General features: G+C 63.2%; 13 protein-coding genes. 8 read left to right on the plus strand and 5 right to left on the minus strand.

The window, feature by feature from the left end; translation table 11 throughout:
* Window positions 1-168 precede the first annotated feature (168 nt).
* Window positions 169-1,407: an alpha/beta hydrolase family protein gene (locus Q4E25_RS04715; RefSeq protein ID WP_303154597.1), complete on the plus strand. Its 1,239-nt coding sequence runs from the start codon at window positions 169-171 to the stop codon at window positions 1,405-1,407.
* Between the two features lie 398 nt (window positions 1,408-1,805).
* Window positions 1,806-2,834: a hypothetical protein gene (locus Q4E25_RS04720; RefSeq protein WP_303154599.1), complete on the plus strand. Its 1,029-nt coding sequence runs from the start codon at window positions 1,806-1,808 to the stop codon at window positions 2,832-2,834.
* A gap of 563 nt (window positions 2,835-3,397) precedes the next feature.
* On the opposite strand, the gene Q4E25_RS04725 is transcribed toward Q4E25_RS04720, so the two are convergent.
* The 3 genes from Q4E25_RS04725 to Q4E25_RS04735 all read right to left on the minus strand — a co-directional run bounded on the left by Q4E25_RS04725 (window position 3,398) and on the right by Q4E25_RS04735 (window position 7,461).
* On the minus strand, window positions 3,398-3,796 hold the full coding sequence (locus Q4E25_RS04725) for a hypothetical protein (RefSeq protein WP_303154602.1): 399 nt from the start codon (window positions 3,794-3,796) through the stop codon (window positions 3,398-3,400).
* A 47-nt stretch (window positions 3,797-3,843) separates the two neighbouring features.
* Complete coding sequence (locus Q4E25_RS04730; RefSeq protein ID WP_303154605.1) at window positions 3,844-5,583, minus strand: long-chain-fatty-acid--CoA ligase; 1,740 nt, start codon at window positions 5,581-5,583, stop codon at window positions 3,844-3,846.
* A 132-nt stretch (window positions 5,584-5,715) separates the two neighbouring features.
* A complete protein-coding gene (locus tag Q4E25_RS04735; protein WP_303154635.1) occupies window positions 5,716-7,461 on the minus strand; it encodes a long-chain-fatty-acid--CoA ligase in 1,746 nt (581 codons plus the stop codon).
* Between the two features lie 36 nt (window positions 7,462-7,497).
* On the opposite strand from Q4E25_RS04735, the gene mshA reads away from it, so the two are divergent.
* From mshA to Q4E25_RS04755, 4 genes are all read left to right on the plus strand, one after another.
* Entirely contained in the window at window positions 7,498-8,763 is a 1,266-nt protein-coding gene (gene mshA, locus Q4E25_RS04740) for a D-inositol-3-phosphate glycosyltransferase (protein ID WP_303154607.1), read from the plus strand.
* 73 nt (window positions 8,764-8,836) lie between these two features.
* Complete coding sequence (locus tag Q4E25_RS04745; protein ID WP_303154609.1) at window positions 8,837-9,583, plus strand: phosphoglyceromutase; 747 nt, start codon at window positions 8,837-8,839, stop codon at window positions 9,581-9,583.
* Window positions 9,584-9,638: 55 nt separating this feature from the next.
* The gene (locus tag Q4E25_RS04750) at window positions 9,639-10,895 is read left to right on the plus strand and encodes a cell wall metabolism sensor histidine kinase WalK (RefSeq protein ID WP_303154611.1); all 1,257 of its coding nucleotides are present in this window, start codon (window positions 9,639-9,641) and stop codon (window positions 10,893-10,895) included.
* Window positions 10,892-11,590, plus strand: coding sequence for a response regulator transcription factor (locus Q4E25_RS04755; protein WP_303154613.1), 699 nt, complete (start codon window positions 10,892-10,894; stop codon window positions 11,588-11,590). The genes Q4E25_RS04750 and Q4E25_RS04755 overlap by 4 nt, the downstream gene beginning before the upstream one ends.
* Before the next feature lie 20 nt (window positions 11,591-11,610).
* On the opposite strand, the gene Q4E25_RS04760 is transcribed toward Q4E25_RS04755, so the two are convergent.
* On the minus strand, window positions 11,611-12,498 hold the full coding sequence (locus tag Q4E25_RS04760; protein WP_303154616.1) for a hypothetical protein: 888 nt from the start codon (window positions 12,496-12,498) through the stop codon (window positions 11,611-11,613).
* A 33-nt stretch (window positions 12,499-12,531) separates the two neighbouring features.
* Here Q4E25_RS04760 and Q4E25_RS04765 point away from each other — a divergent pair, with 33 nt between their 5' ends.
* Window positions 12,532-13,461 carry a Ppx/GppA phosphatase family protein gene (locus Q4E25_RS04765; RefSeq protein ID WP_303154619.1) on the plus strand — a complete coding sequence of 310 codons (930 nt, stop codon included), beginning with the start codon at window positions 12,532-12,534 and terminating at the stop codon, window positions 13,459-13,461.
* 9 nt (window positions 13,462-13,470) lie between these two features.
* Window positions 13,471-14,433 carry a hypothetical protein gene (locus Q4E25_RS04770; RefSeq protein WP_303154622.1) on the plus strand — a complete coding sequence of 321 codons (963 nt, stop codon included), beginning with the start codon at window positions 13,471-13,473 and terminating at the stop codon, window positions 14,431-14,433.
* Between the two features lie 124 nt (window positions 14,434-14,557).
* Here Q4E25_RS04770 and Q4E25_RS04775 read toward each other — a convergent pair whose 3' ends face one another.
* Window positions 14,558-15,742, minus strand: coding sequence for an MFS transporter (locus Q4E25_RS04775; protein ID WP_303154625.1), 1,185 nt, complete (start codon window positions 15,740-15,742; stop codon window positions 14,558-14,560).
* Window positions 15,743-15,861: the final 119 nt, after the last annotated feature.

A 15,861-nucleotide genomic window follows, 5' to 3' on the forward strand; every position in this document is an offset into this window, starting at 1 on the left:
TAATCGCGATTACGCCACCGTAGCCTACTGCCGCGTACTTTGGCCGCCGACGCGCGCCAAATGTGAGGTTTTTCTCACGTTTCTTGGTGGAGGGGTGGTGCGGGTTAAGATGAGCTTCTTTCGTCTGCGTTGCGTGCCCCGCCAGCGCCCTCACCCCCGGAGAACTTCATGCCTCGACGTTCCATTCGTCCTGCCTCTTTCCGCCGCGCGCTTGCCTCCTGTGGCGCCGCACTGACCATCGCCGCTGGCACCGTGAGCCTGGCCGCTGCGCCGGAGGCTCAGGCTGCATCTTCTATGGCCGACTTCAAGGCCGGCAGCTCCGAAGCCCTCTACAGCACCGTCTCCCCGGTCATCGCGCAGTGGTCCCAGAACCCCGCCACCGCCGGCCAGCTCACCGAGCTCTACCGCATGCTGCAGGCCACCCCGCTGCGCGGGCTGCCGCTGTGGAACCTGTGGGGCGAGCCCACCCCCTACCCGCCCTCGAGCGAGCGCGACTTCGACGCCCCGCACCTGGTGCGCCGTGAGAAGGACGAGCGCTTCGACGTCGAGCGCCTGTGGGTAGCCTCCCCAGCCATGCGCCGCGAGGTGCAGGTGCAGATCCAATACCCCAAGGACCGCACCGCGCCCGCGCCTATGCTCTACCTCCTCGACGGCGTGTCCGCCCCCGTCCAGTCCGGCTGGCTGCGCAAGGGCGACGTCCAAGGCGCCCTGGCCAACGAGCACGTCACCGCGGTCATGGCCGTGGAAGCCGGCGGTACCAACTACACCGACTGGAATGAGACCGACCCCTACCTCGGCCGCTCAAAGTGGGAGACTTTCCTCACCCAGGAGCTGCCCGGCGTGCTGGAGGCGGAGTCCACCGGCATTGCCTTCAACGGTGAGCGCTACATCGGCGGGCTCTCCATGGGCGGGGCAGCCGCCGCCCGCCTGGCCAACCTGCACCCGCAGCTCTACACCGGCGCCTTTTCCATTTCCTCCTGCTACTCCACCACCAGCACCTCCGGCCGCGAGCTGCTCAACCTGGCCACCCGCGCGATGGGCGGCAAGCCGGAGAAAATGTGGGGCGTGGGCAACACCCCGCAGCGCCTGCGCAATGACATCACCGCCAACCCGGCGGGCCTGGCCTCGATGCGCACCTACTTCTATGTGGGCAACGGCAACGCCAGCCAGCAGGACCTGCAAACCATCCGCCCGGATGGCGTCTCCACTCTGGTGGGGGATATCGCCCTGGAGAAGCTGGCCAATACCTGCACCCATGAGCTTGAGGATTCCATGACCTCCCGCGGCATGGCGGGCAACGCCGAGTTTGATTACCACGACAGCGGCGTGCACGAGTGGTCCTACTACAAGCGCCAGCTGCCTGCGGCGTGGGCCTCTGTCTCGCAAGGGAAGTACACCTACCGCTAAATCTCAGGTGGGCCCCTGCGCGGGTTGAGCTGCGTGCGGATTGAGCTGAGCACAAACCGCCCTAAATGGCGAAAGTCGCGCCAATCGAGCGCTGAAATCCGAGACTTTTGCCAATTGGGGCGGTTTGGCATGCACGCCGCCTGCTGAGCGTGTGGGGTAATACCAAACAAGCCCCCGAAAACTCGAGTTTCGGGGTCCTTGTGTGCAATGAAGCCACAGCAGCACCCACCGGGAGGTGGCAGTGTCACCGCTGCGAAGGAAGAGCGGCCTGCGCGGCACCCACATTTTTTGTAGGCTAAGCATCACCGCGTCCTGAGTGCCCATCACGGGGGAAGGGCACCGCATATCCGGAACGCGGGAGATCACTACAACGAAGATGACCACTACTTGGGGGGACAATGTCTAAAAAGGTATCCAAAAACAAAAAGGATCAACGCACAAAGAAGCAGAAGGACATCAAGACTCCGCCGCGGCTGAGCAAGCGCCGCGTCATCGCGGCGGCGAAGCGGGTGGGCCTGCACTACGAGGAGTTACAAGACGGCACACCGGCGCTGCGCATTCCCGGCGGGCGCATCGGCTTTTCTGTGGATGAGCACCAGGGCTTCCTGCACAGCACCGGCTATTGGGACAAGGACGTAGAGTTCAACCCAGACGCGCCGCCGATTGAGCTGCAGATTAATGAGCTTAACCGTGGCCTCGTTCCCGGCACCGTCAAGGCCGTGCCCTGTGGGGGATCCGCGCGCCACTGGCACGTGGAGGTCGCCGCGCTTGTCTTCCCACTGGATCGCGCCACCAACGCGCAGCTCGATCTCATGATCGCCACGCAGGCCAAACGCATGGTCGAGGCATTCAAGAGGCTCGACGCCGAGCTTGATGGCACACCCCGCCCGCACGCCGTTGCGCAGCCCACGGGAACCGGGGTGCGCCCGGTGGCGCGGAAGCGTACCAGCGCCACCTATGACATCCAGGAGACTGATTGGGGGCGCTTCGTGGAGTTTTTCCTGCCCTTCGTGCTTGATGTGGAGGATTTCTATGCGGATGGCTACCTGCCGGAGGACGTTGACAGGATTACCCTTCAGGGGTCCTGCTACGACATGGAGATTGAGCCCGCCTATGACGGGACGGAGGATATCCTATTCACTGCGACTGTGCCGGCCGCGCGCTGCACGTGTGACTTTGCACAGGTGTTGGAGTGGTCCAGGCAGACCAACGAGTGCCAAGACGTTATCACCACGTGCGTGGTGGTGGACAATGATGAGCTCTTCCTTCACTGCAGCGCCAGGATGGTCACCGAATGGGGACACACCATGCAGCAGTTCCTGACGGCGGGGCCGGGGCTCGTCCCGTCGCTGCGGTCCTGTGCAACGGATTTCCTTGAGGAATTTAACCCAGGCCAGTTCGAGAGCTTCCAGGACGTCGCGGCTTAACGGGACGCTGAGCGCTCTTTCAGCAGCGCGAGCAGGTCCGCCTGCACCTCGCGGCGGCGGACCTTGCCGATAAAAACGCTGTAGTGTTGTCACTGAGACATGTGTTCCTAGGGGGGGATAGTCCTGCAGCCGGTCATGTGATTGCGATCTCACTAGTTAATAATAAGGTGAGGCGATATTAGGAAGAGGAATGTTTTTATGAGGCGAATAGCTAGTCGATTTCTATTAATCGCTGGTGCGTTCTCTTTCGCGCTGACGCCTGTTCCCCCTTCGGCGTTGGCAGCTGCAGTTACGGCTCAATGCCAAGTGATAAAAATTGGACTTGGTGGGGATATCGTTGGCCACGTTTATGGAAATGCTTCGAACCTCAACGATGCCAAGAAAGACGCGAATCGGTACGTTCCATTCGGGCACTATAAGCGGCATTGCAAGGCAGTTAGTCCGCGTAAATCTGGGTATTTTCCCGGAGGTGGCGGGGGCTTTAGAGGGGGAAGTTTCGCTGCCCCTGGGGCGGAAACGGGGGACTGGGGCAGGGGTTAAAATTACAAAACTGTCATGAAATCTTAGTCTTCGATGTTCCGAGTCGGTGTCCAGCGCTCAAGTTTTCTGAATCCAACGCTGCTCGGAAAAGCATCTGCTGGTGCGCGTTCTTCGTCCAAAAGGAAAAAGGATGTTAAGGGTTCATCGTGACTGGTGAGAACCTTATCGGTGGCATGGACAATTGTTGTGTAGATAAAAAGCCGCAGATCTTTGTGGTTCTCGTGAGGTCGTTCAATCTTGAATTGAGAGATGAGATCTTCCTGCATTTCCTTAGAGTCTATTTCGGACGCTTCAGCGCATGTGAAAAGGATGCTAATGCCCTCGTGTTTTTCGGCTTTGCACACTCTGTTGAGATACCGATTGTGAGCCCGTTCTAAGCTGGGCTCATTCGCCACAAAATAAGTGTCCACTGCAACAATCATTAAACAGTCCTATCCGCTGAATGTCTTCGTGCAGCTTAGCTGAACGCTTAGCTGGACGCTGAGCGCTCTTTCAGCAGCGCGAGCAGGTCCGCCTGCACCTCGCGGCGGCGGACCTTGCCCAGCTGGTCGGAGGCCAGGTGCTCGAAGTGGTAGAAGGTACGCGGGACCTTGTAGCGGGTCAGCCGCTGGCGGCAGAACTCCTTCATGCCCTCGGGGTCGAGGGCGGCGCCGTCGTGCAAGATGACGCAGGCCACCACGTCCTCGGAGCCATCGGCGCGCGGGCGGCCCACGATGGCCACGTCGGTGACGTCGGGGTGCTCGCGGATGACCTCCTCGACCTCCGCGGGGTAGACGTTGAAGCCGCCGGTGATCACCATTTCCTTGATGCGGGAGACGATCTTGATAAAGCCATCGGGCTCCATGACGGCCATGTCCCCGGTGCGGAACCAGCCGTTGTGGAAGGCCTTGGCGGTGGCCTCCGGGTTGTTGAGGTAGCCCTGGAAGACCTGCGGCCCGCGGGCCAGCAGCTCGCCGGGGGTGCCATCCGGCTGGGTCTCGTCAAGGTTATCCGGGTTGGCAATGCGGATCTCGGTGTCGGGGAAGGGGATACCGATGTAGCCAGGGCGCCGGTTGTGGTTCATGGGGTTGCCCACCAGCACCGGGGCGGTTTCCGTCAGGCCGTAGCCCTCCACCAGTAGCCCGCCGGTCATCGCCTCCCACTCGGTGACGGTCTCGGTGGGCAGGGTGGCCGCGCCCGAGAGGCTGTTGGCCACGCCTTCGATGCTGATGTCCTTGGCGCGGGCGGCCTCCATGATCTTGGTGTAGAGCGTGGGAACACCCGGCAGCCAGGTGGGCGGGTGCTTCTTCATGATGTCCATGAGCAGTGGAATCTTCGGCGCCGGGGTGAGGATGAGCTCGCCGCCGATGTACACGCCCAGCGCCGCGATGAGCGTGAGGCCGTAGGTGTGGAACATGGGCAGCGCGGCGAGCATGCGCTCCGGCTTCTGGCCCAGCGCGGGCACCCAGGCCTCGCCCATCTTGACGTTGGCGCAGATGTTGCCGTGGGAGAGCTGCGCGCCCTTGGGCGCGCCGGTGGTGCCGGAGGTGTAGAGGATGAGGGCGGTGTCGGAGGGGGTGACGGGGGCGTCGCCAAGCTGGCGCCCGGTGCCGCCGATGGCGCTGCCGGTGAGGACGTTCCAGCCCACGGTATTGGGCGCGGGGCCGGTGAGCTGGTTGCGCTTGTCGCGGATGAAGGGCAGCGGGATGCGCAGCAGCGCTTGCTGGCGCCGCGGCATGGCCTCGGTAATGTCCACGGAGACGATGGTCTCCAGCGGGGTGGTGGAGCGCAAGGACTCGAAGGTGGGGCTGACCTTGTCCCACACGATGGCCACGCGGGCCTGATGATCCTGGAACATCGGCTCCAGCTCGCCGGCGGTATACAGCGGATTGTGCTCCACCACGATAGCGCCCAGCTTGAGCACCGCGTAGAAGGCCGCCACGTGCTGGGGGCAGTTGGGCAGGGCGATGGCCACGCGGTCACCGGGGCGGATACCAAAGGCCTTGAGGCCTGCCGAGGCTGCCCGGACCATCGCGTCCAGCTCCCGGTAGTTCATGCGGCGGCCGAAGAACCAGGTGGCGGGCCAGTCGCCGTGGGCGGAGAGGTTGTCGTTGTAGAAGTCCAGCAGCGTGGCCTCGCCGTAGTCCAGGGTGTGCGGCGTCCATTCCGCGTAGTGCTTGAGCCAGGCTTTGGACTGGTAGGCAGAAGCGGCGGCGGGGGATTCGGGCACGGTGGCACTCCTTGGGAGAGACGGGGACAGGGTCAGTTACAGGAAACAAAACAATTTTGTTTCGCACAGTATAACCATGTCCCGGCCGGGCTCCCCGCTAGCCCGGCCACGCCGTGGCGGGCAGGGCCGGAGTTACTTCTCAGCCTTGAGGCGAGCGAGCAGATCCTCCTGCACCTCGCGGCGGCGGATCTTGCCCATCTGATCCTTGGCCAGGGTCTCAAAGTGGTAGAAGGTGCGCGGGACCTTGTAGCGGGTCAGGCGCTCGCGGCAGTAATCCTTGAGGGCCTCGGGGTCGAGCGCGGCGCCGTCGGCAAGCGCAATGCAGGCCACGACGTCCTCGGAGCCGTCGGAGCGCGGGCGGCCCACCACGGCGGCGTCCTCCACGTCCGGGTGAGCCAGCAGGACTTCCTCCACCTCGCCGGGGTAGACGTTGAAGCCACCGGTGATGATGATCTCCTTGATGCGGCTGACCAGGCGGATGAAGCCATCCTCCTCCATGATGCCCAGGTCACCGGTGCGGAACCAGCCGTCGTGGAAGGCGTTCTCGGTGGCCTCCGGGTTGTTGAAGTAGCCCTTGAACACCTGCGGGCCGCGGGCGAGCACCTCGCCCTCCTGGCCGTCCGGCATGGTCTCGTCCAGGTTATCCGGGTTGGCAATGCGGATCTCGGTGTCCGGGAAGGGGATGCCCACGTAGCCGGGGCGGCGGTCCGAGGTCATGGGGTTGCCCACGATGATGGGGGAGCACTCGGTCAGGCCGTAGCCCTCCACCAGCAGGCCGCCGGTGTACTTCTCCCACTTCTCCACGGTGCTCACCGGCAGGGTGGAAGCACCGGAGAAGGCCGCGCGCACTCCGTCGAGGGAGATGTTGTCCTTCTCCGCGGTGGCCACGATGCGCTCGTAGAGGGTGGGCACGCCCGGCACCCAGGTGGGGGTGTGCTTCTTCATGAGGTTCATGATGAGCGGCATCTGCGGGCTGGGCAGCAGCACCAGCTCGCCGCCGATGAGCTGGGACAGCGTGACGTTCATGGTTAGGCCGTAGGCATGGAAGAAGGGCAGGGCGGCCAGCATGCGCTCGGGCTTATCCCCCAGGCCCGGCACCCAGTGCTTGCCCTGCAGCAGGTTGGCAAAGAGGTTGCCGTGGGAGAGCTGCGCGCCCTTCGGCGCACCCGTGGTGCCCGAGGTGTACATGATGAGCGCGATGGAGTCCTTGGTGATCTCCTCCGGGGTGGTGATATCGGAGCCGTCGCCGCCGATGGCGTTGCCGGTCAAGGTCTCCCAGGGCACCGTGTTGGGTGCCGGGGCAGAGAGCTGATCGCGCTTGGACTTGAGGAAGGGCAGGCGCAGGGCCACGCGCTGGGCGGTGGGCATGGCATCAATCATGTTGATGGAGACCACGGTTTCCAGGTTGGTGGTGGCGCGCAGCTTCTCCAGGGTGGAGGCCGTCTTGTCCCAGGAGATGGCGATGCGCGCGCCGTGATCCTGGAAGAGCCCCTCCAGCTCGTGGGCGGTGTAGAGCGGGTTGTGCAGCACCGCGATGGCCCCCAGTTTGAGTACCGCGTAGAAGGCCGCGACGTGCTGCGGGCAGTTGGGGGCAACAATGGCCACGCGGTCACCGGGGCGCACGCCGAAAGCGCGCAGGCCGGCCGCGGCGCGGCGCACCTGACGGTCCAGTTCCGCAAAGGTCTGCGTGCGGCCAAAGAAGTAGGTGGCGGGGCGGTCCGGGTTCAGCGCCAAGTTGTTGTCGTAGATATCCAGGAGCGTCGTCTCACCGTACTCCAGGGTGTGCGGGGTCCATTCCGGATAGAACTGGAGCCACGCCTTGGACTCGTATGCCGACATGTGTGACCTTTCGGTTGCGTAACTTACAGCACCGGCCAGTATAGACCGCACATGCCCGGTCTAGAATGAGTCACTATGCGCATCGCGATGATTTCCATGCACACCTCGCCTATTGAGCAGCCGGGCTCGGGCGACGCCGGCGGGCTTAACGTCTACGTCCTCAACACGGCGCGCCAGCTGGCTAAAAAAGGCATCGCGGTGGACATCTACACCCGCGCCACCCGCCCCAGCCAGGGCGAAGTGGTGGAGGTGGAGGAGAACCTGCGCGTCATTAACATCGTGGCCGGGCCCTACGAGGGGCTGAGCAAGGAGGAGCTGCCCACCCAGCTGGTGGCCTTTACCGGCGGCATCTATAACTTCTCGCGCTGCTTCAATGTGCACTACGACGTCATCCACTCCCACTACTGGCTCTCCGGCCAGGTGGGCTGGCTGCTGCGGGATCTGTGGGACGCGCCCCTGGTGCACACCGCGCACACCCTGGCCGCGGTGAAGAACAAGCACCGCAGCATCGAGGACACCGAGGAATCGGAGGCGCGCCGCATCTGCGAGCAGCAGCTGGTGGATAATGCTGACATCCTGGTGGTCAACACCGAGCAGGAGACCCGGGACCTGGTGGAGCATTACGACGCCGACCCGCAGCGCATCGTGGTGGTCTCGCCGGGCGCGGACACCGAGCTCTACACCCCGGGCACCGACCGCATGACGGAGCGCTCCCGCCGCCAGCTGGGCATCCCGCTGCACGCCAAGGTGGTGGCCTTCGTGGGCCGCCTGCAAAAGTTCAAGGGCCCGGAGGTGCTCATCCGCGCCACCGCCGAGCTCATGAAGCGCGACCCCGAGCGCAACGTGCGGGTGGTCATCTGCGGCGGGGCCTCGGGCGCAAACTCCTCGCCGGATACCTACCACTGCCTGGCCCGCCAGCTCGGCGTGGAGCGCACCGTGCGCTTCTTGAGCCCGCGGCCCCCGCAGGAGCTCGTTGCCGTCTACCAGGCCGCGGACATCGTGGCGGTGCCCAGCTACAACGAGTCCTTCGGGCTGGTGGCCATGGAGGCGCAGGCCTCCGGCACCCCGGTGGTGGCCGCCGCGGTGGGCGGGCTGCCCATCGCCGTGGCGGACGGCCAGACCGGCCTGCTCGTGCACTCCCACTCGCCGGAGGATTGGGCCGATGCCCTCGAACAGCTGCTTGACGACGACCCCCGGCGCATCGCCATGGGCGAAGCCGCCGTCGAGCACGCCCAACAGTTCAGTTGGGCGGCGGCGGCCACCCAACTGGAGAAGATCTACGCTGAGGCCATGACCATTGAGATCCCGGACTGCCACGCGCGCCGGGCGACGGGCTACTAGGCCGGCCGCGCGCCGAGTGTTTCCGGCGGGATTTTCGTGGCGGGGCCGCAGACATCGTGGCATGCTTGAGACCATGACTAACGGAAAGCTGATTCTTCTTCGTCACGGACAGTCCGAGTGGAACAAGTCCAATCAGTTCACCGGCTGGGTGGACGTCAACCTGACCGAGCAGGGCGAGGCCGAAGCCAAGCGCGGCGGCGAGCTCCTCAAGGAAAAGGGCATCCTGCCCGACATCGTGTACACCTCCCTGCTGCGCCGCGCGATCCGCACCGCCAACATCGCGCTGGATGCCGCTGACCGCCACTGGATCCCGGTGGTGCGCGATTGGCGCCTCAACGAGCGCCACTACGGCGCACTACAGGGCCTGAACAAGGCGGAGACCAAGGACAAGTACGGCGAGGAGCAGTTCATGGCCTGGCGCCGCTCCTACGGCACCCCGCCGCCGGAGCTCGATGACTCCTCCGAGTACTCCCAGGCCAAGGACCCGCGCTACGCCAACCTGGAGTCCGTCCCGCGCACCGAGTGCCTCAAGGACGTCGTCGCCCGCTTCGTGCCCTACTTCGAGGAAGAGATCCTGCCGCGCGTCAAGCGTGGTGAGACCGTCCTCGTCGCCGCGCACGGCAACTCCCTGCGCGCGCTGGTCAAGCACCTGGACAACATCTCCGAAGAGGACATCGCTGGCCTCAACATCCCCACAGGCATCCCGCTGGTCTACGAGATCGCCGAGGACGGCTCCGTGGTCAACCCGGGCGGCACCTACCTGGACCCGGAGGCCGCTGCAGCTGGCGCCGCCGCGGTTGCTGCTCAGGGCGGCAAGTAAGTCCAACTAAGCGCCAAGTGAGCGCGGCACCCTCCGGGGCGCCTACACTAAGCACGTGAGTTTTCTTTTTGGTTTCCTCGTCGGAGCGGCGGCCTGCGGGCTCGCCGTTCCGGCGATTGCGCGTATCCGGGAGCGCATCGAGCGCCGCGCCCGCGCGGCCGAGGCCAACAAGATCACCAATGTCAACCAGGTCCTCCACCTGGCGGTGCAGGGCTCGCCGGCGGGCGTGGCCGTGCTCGCGCGCAATAAGGACGTCATCTTTTCCAACGCCGCGGCCCACGAGATGTCGATGGTGCATGATCGCACCATTAACCCGGACATCTGGTCCGTGGCCGAGGAGGTCTTCGAGGACAAGGAAGACCGCACCCTCGACTTGTCCATTCCCAAGCGCCGCACCGGCAACCGCGTCACCCAGGTGCGCGCGGTGGTCAAGCCGCTGACGCTTAACGACGATCGCTTCGTCATCATCTACGGCACCGACGAGTCCGAGTCCGTGCGCATGGAATCGGCCCGCCGCGACTTCGTGGCTAATGTCTCCCACGAACTCAAGACCCCGGTCGGGGGCATCGCCCTGCTGGCCGAGGCCCTCCTGCAGGACCCGGAGGATCCCGAGCACGTGGCCTACTTCGGCGGCAAGATTCACAAGGAATCGCTGCGCATGGCGGAAATGGTCAACGAGCTCATCTCCCTGTCCAAGCTGCAGGGAGCGGAGGCGCTGCCGGAGATGGAGCCGGTGGAGCTCGATGACATCATTGACGAGGCCGTCGCCCGCAACCAGCTGGCCGCCGAGGCCCAACAGAACCAGCTCACCTGCGGACAGCCCCTCGGCGTGAAGGTGATGGGGGATAGGTCCTTGCTGGTCACCGCCATTTCCAACCTCATCTCCAACGCCATCCACTACTCGCCGGAGGAGATGCCTGTCTCCATCACCCAGAAGGTGGTGGGGGATAACGTGGTGCTCGTGCGGGTCACCGACCGCGGCATCGGCATCGCCCCGGAGGATCAGAAGCGGGTCTTCGAGCGCTTCTTCCGCGTGGACAAGGCGCGCTCCCGACAGACGGGTGGAACGGGCCTGGGCTTGGCCATCGTCAAGCACGTGGTGGCCAACCACGGCGGCAACATCAAGCTGTGGTCGCGGCCCGGCACCGGCTCGACGTTTACCATCGAGCTGCCCATTTATGCCGAGGAAAAGCCAGCGGATACGCTGGAAGCGCAGGATAATAAGAAGGATGGGGCTTTAAGCTCCGCTGCTCAGGGCCTCCCGCGTGCCGTGGCGCGGGTGGCAGCACGTCGAAAGGATAAATCACAATGACGACTATCCTCATCGTCGAAGATGAAGAGTCGCTTGCCGATCCACTAGCGTTCCTCCTCCGCAAGGAGGGCTTCGAGGTCATCCTCGCACCCGATGGGCCCAGCGCGCTTGAGCAGTTCAATGCCAACTCCATCGACATCGTGCTGCTGGACCTCATGCTGCCGGGCATGTCCGGCACCGACGTGTGCAAGCAGCTGCGCGCCACCTCCTCCGTGCCGGTCATCATGGTCACCGCGCGCGACTCCGAGATTGACAAAGTGGTGGGCCTCGAGCTCGGTGCCGACGACTACGTGACCAAGCCCTACTCCTCCCGCGAGCTCATCGCCCGCATTCGCGCGGTGCTGCGCCGCGGCGGGGACAACGCCGCCGACTCCGCCGGGGACGAGCCGGAGGAGCAGATCCTTGAGGGCGGCCGCGTGCGCATGGATGTCGAGCGCCACACCGTGCTTGTCGAAGGCGAACCCGTCTCCATGCCGCTCAAAGAATTCGATCTGCTGGAGTACCTCCTGCGCAACGCGGGCCGCGTGCTGACCCGCGGGCAGCTCATTGACCGCATCTGGGGCGCCGATTATGTTGGCGACACCAAGACCCTCGACGTGCACGTCAAGCGCCTGCGCTCCAAGATCGAGGCCGAGCCCTCCCGCCCGCAGCACCTGGTGACGGTGCGCGGCCTGGGCTATAAGTTCGAGCTCTAGCCCGCGAGTCTTCGTTCCCGCTAGTTCTTGTCCGCCGGGTGGCGCGTGAGCTCCACGCCCGCCGCGGCGGCTTGTTCACGCGCGGTGCAGTGCCGGGCCAGGATCTCGTAGCACTTCTCGCCCATGAGGGCGATGAGCTCCGTCTTCTGCGACTTCCACAGCGGCTCCTCCGCGGTGTGGCAGGCCGGGTCCGCGGAGCAGTACCAATCAAAGTCCTCGCCGCCGTTGCCCCAGCCGCGGCGGTCGTACTCGCCAATCACCGTGCGCAGGATCTCCTGGCCGTCTGTGCGCTCCTCATAGTCTTCGTGGCGGCGAATGGGCAGCTGCCAGCACACCTCTGGCTTGACCACGGTTAGCTCCTCGCCCTCGGCGATGGCCCACTGGTGGATGGCGCAGCCCGGGCCCGTTTGCCAGCCGGTGCGGTTGGCAAAGATGCACGCGCCGCCAACAACCGGCGTCTTCAGTGCCGGCTCCGGCTCGCCGTCCTCGCCGTCGAGCTCGTCCCACTCCAGCCAGGGCTCCAGCTCGGTGGGATCCTCGGCGGCGAGGTACTCATCTACCCCCGCCGGGCGCAGCTGCCAGAAGCGCGCGGGCATGCGCGTGACGGCGTCGTAAAGCTGCTCGCGGTCAGTCTCATCGGCCATGTAGGCGCCGTGCACGCAGCACCCGACGTCGGGCTGCTGCTTGTCGATGCCATGACACGCCGGCGTACCAAACTGGCAGCTGTAGTGCGATTCCAGCCAGGTCAGATCGACGGAAAAGACGTGCTCGGGATCATCCGGATCCGTGAACTCAAACCATTCACGCGGGAAGTCAGGGGCCTTTTCACGGCCGGCGAGGATGGAGGCGGCGGCGGGAGAGGTCGCGGGAAAACCCAGGTAAACCTCGTTCGAATTTGGGCGATTCACACCTAACCACGGTAGACCTACTACTCTAGAGGCGTGCGATTAGGTGTATTAGATGTCGGTAGTAATACCGTCCACCTCGTGGCTGTCGATGCCACGACGGGTGGTCGGCCTACCCCGATGAGCGACTGGAAGACCCCGCTGCGCCTGGTGGAGCAGCTGGATGAGGATGGCAACATCCACGACAAGGGCCTGAAGAAGCTGATCTCTGCGGTCGGTGAGGCCAAGGAGCTTGCCTCCAAACTGGGTTGTGCCGAACTCATGCCCTTTGCCACCTCTGCGGTGCGTTCCGCGACCAATTCCGCGGAGGTCCTCGACCAAGTGGAGGACGCCACCGGGGTGCGCCTGGAGATCCTCTCCGGCGAGGAGGAAGCCCGCCTGACCTTCCTGGCTGCCCGCCGCTGGTACGGCTGGTCCGCCGGCCGCATCACCAACCTCGACATCGGCGGCGGCTCCCTGGAGCTGTCCACCGGCACTGACGAGCACCCGGAGCTGGCCTTCTCGCTGGATCTGGGCGCGGGCCGCCTGACCCACAACTGGTTTGATACAGATCCGCCGGAGAAGGCCAAGGTGAACCTGCTGCGCGATTATATCGACGCTGAGCTCGCCCCCGTGGGGGAGAAGATGCGCGCGCTGGGCCCGGCCGGCCTGGGGGTTGGCACCTCGAAGACCTTCCGCACGCTGGCCCGGCTGACGGGCGCTGCGCCCTCGTCCGCGGGCCCCTTTGTCAAGCGCACCCTGACCGCACCGGGCCTGCGCCAGCTGATTTCTTTCATCTCGCGCATGACTGCGGCGGACAGGGCGGACCTGGAGGGTGTAAGTTCTACCCGGTCGCATCAGATCGTCGCGGGCGCGCTCGTGGCTGAGGCCAGCATGCGTGCGCTGGGAATTGAGAAGCTGGAAATCTGCCCGTGGGCACTGCGCGAAGGTGTGATTCTGCGCCGTACCGATAAGGGACTGGAATAGGAAGTAGACGTGGCTGACGAGAAGCAATTGACCGTTGCCGAGCTGCTGGCTCGTAACGCTAAGGAACGAGGCACCGAGGGTACCTCCCGCCGTCGCCGGCGCCGCAGTGTGGAGGAGGGCGGAATCTCCGTCGCTGAGCTGACGGGTAACCTGCAGAAGGTCAAGGCCACGCCGACGCAGGCACGCCACTCCAGCGTGCCGCTGGATGAGACCGCGCCGGTGATCCCGGCCCCGAAGGCCGAGGACTCCTCCAAGCCCGCCGAGAAGGCAGCTGAGAAGCCGGACGAAAAGCCCGCGAAGGCCGAGAAGTCTGCGCAGGACAAGGCAGCAGAGAAGCCTGCAGAAAAGCCGGCCGAGGCCCAGAAGCGCCAGCCCTCCACCGAGGACACCCGCGTGATCAAGCGCGTCGAGAAGACCCCAGTCAAGGCTGAGGCCGGGTCCAAGCCTGAGACCAAGGCTGAGAACAAGCCCGCGGCCAAGGCCGGCGAAAAGAAGGCCGCTGCTCCGGCTGCGGACACCTCTGAAACGCAGCTCAAGGACACAACGGAAGAGAAGGACGCCAAGGCTGAGGCCTCTGCCGTTGACGCGGCCCGCACGCCGGCTACTGCCGAGACCGCTGACTCCCGGGAGACCACCGGCGAGCTCGAGCCCGTGCGTGACGAGGATCTGGACAAGGACCTCGATGAGTACTCCGATGAGGAGGACGACGAGGAAGAGGAGAAGCTCAACCTTTTCTCGGTTCTTATCCTGACCGTGGTGGGCGTTGTGCTGGGCGCGGTGGTGTTCAAGGGCTTCGAGATCCTCTGGGACCGCTTCGACCGCCTCATCGTTGCCATCCTGGGCGTCGTGGTCACTGGCGTCATGGTGGGCTTGGTCCACGCACTGCGCACCAACCGCGACGGACTCTCCATGTTCCTGGGGGCCATCGTGGGCCTGGTGCTCACTTTCGGCCCCTTGCTCATCGTCATGTAAAGCAGGCGTCGTCTACAAGGCTCTGGTGAGAGTTTAGGCTCTTGGCCAGGGTCTTTTTGTTATCTGCCGCACCGATCGAGTCTTTGTTGTAAAAGAGGATATTCTCCCTCAGATTGGGATCTAACTATGAATCGAGCGGGGTCCTTGTAATTGAAAAAACTCCCAGCAAAATGGTTATGACACCACCGCGCATCATCAATGAGATCACATTGGAGGGGGTGACGAATAGCCCAGCGATGTAAGACGAAAAGACAAAGAAATAGATGCAAAAAACAAATGCGGGGATTAATTTAGCTCTTCGATCTTCCGGGATCGACTTCATAAGCAGTGACGTAACGGAGACATTTTGCCCACCGTTTCCAATTCCTAAAAGAAAGCCTGAAACGAGGGCTAAGACAACATTCCACGGTAGGAATAGTAAGACTATCGCTGCCCCAGTAATGATGCCGGATAACCCTATGCCAATTTGCGTGTTACGCTTGGCGATTGCTTGTATTAGAACTGGGCCTAGAACAAGCCCTATACTGATGGAAGCGCCCACAAGACCGTAGTCTGACTCTCGTCTCCCCTGTACGTCGAGCAGATATATGACAATGCCTACGTTAACTACTGAGCCAAAGAAGGCTACGCCCATAGGCGGCAGTAGTCTTACGGCTAACCTAGGAAGCGTCAATAATTCGACTATTGAACCTGAAAAGCTTGCTTTGGTTTTAGACGAGGATTCTTTCTCTTCCGTTGTTGGGCAAAGCACGGGGGGGGGGAGCTGCCTTAATGCGAACGAGGCGCTTACTAAGCAGAAGCCGGCACTAGCCAGATAGATATATAAAGAACCGATGGGGTATAGCAGGCCTCCCAATGCCGGTCCAACAACGAATCCTGCATTCCTGATGGTTGTTATCCACTTGTTTACTGAATCAAATTGTTGCTTTTCAAAAGACTCAGTGACGATGAGTAAAACAATCACCCAGAGGAGCGCCCCAAGGAGTCCGAGAGCGCCGCCAAACAAGATCGCGAGGATAGGAGCGCGGTTTTTATAGAGGTAGACGCAGAGAAGTACAACGACGGCTTCGCCGTAAAGTACTGAAGAAGCCATCCGCGTTAAATTTTTTCCCTGAATAAGGACCTGTTGTGATAAAGGGCTAGCGAGCAGCGCACCGGCTGTGGAGAAAGCGAAAAGAAGTGAGGGCCACAGTCCACGTCCATTGTCTATTTCAAGAAGGAGGACAGTTGCAATCAGTTCATCGACGACGCTTGCGAAAAATAGAAGTGCAAGGGCTAATATCCGGTGGGTCTTAGTCTTTAAGGTCATGGTGAGAGTGAATAAATGCAAAGCCCTAAGCTTGCTTAAAGTTGGCGGTTTAATGTGCGGCTTTGTGGGGGGGATGTGGGAATGCTCAGGGTGCTGGCATGCATTCCGCAAATGGGAAG

The sequence above is a fragment of the Corynebacterium sp. genome (genome assembly GCF_030532325.1).
Classification (GTDB): domain Bacteria; phylum Actinomycetota; class Actinomycetes; order Mycobacteriales; family Mycobacteriaceae; genus Corynebacterium.

Bases quoted from the DNA above. Each gene is read 5' to 3' on its own strand.
- Q4E25_RS04715 (WP_303154597.1), top strand. From the start codon at position 169: ATGCCTCGACGTTCCATTCGTCCTGCCTCTTTCCGCCGCGCGCTTGCC.
- Q4E25_RS04720 (WP_303154599.1), top strand. From the start codon at position 1,806: ATGTCTAAAAAGGTATCCAAAAACAAAAAGGATCAACGCACAAAGAAG.
- Q4E25_RS04725 (WP_303154602.1), bottom strand. From the start codon at position 3,796: ATGATTGTTGCAGTGGACACTTATTTTGTGGCGAATGAGCCCAGCTTA.
- mshA (WP_303154607.1), top strand. From the start codon at position 7,498: ATGCGCATCGCGATGATTTCCATGCACACCTCGCCTATTGAGCAGCCG.
- Q4E25_RS04745 (WP_303154609.1), top strand. From the start codon at position 8,837: ATGACTAACGGAAAGCTGATTCTTCTTCGTCACGGACAGTCCGAGTGG.
- Q4E25_RS04755 (WP_303154613.1), top strand. From the start codon at position 10,892: ATGACGACTATCCTCATCGTCGAAGATGAAGAGTCGCTTGCCGATCCA.
- Q4E25_RS04775 (WP_303154625.1), bottom strand. From the start codon at position 15,742: ATGACCTTAAAGACTAAGACCCACCGGATATTAGCCCTTGCACTTCTA.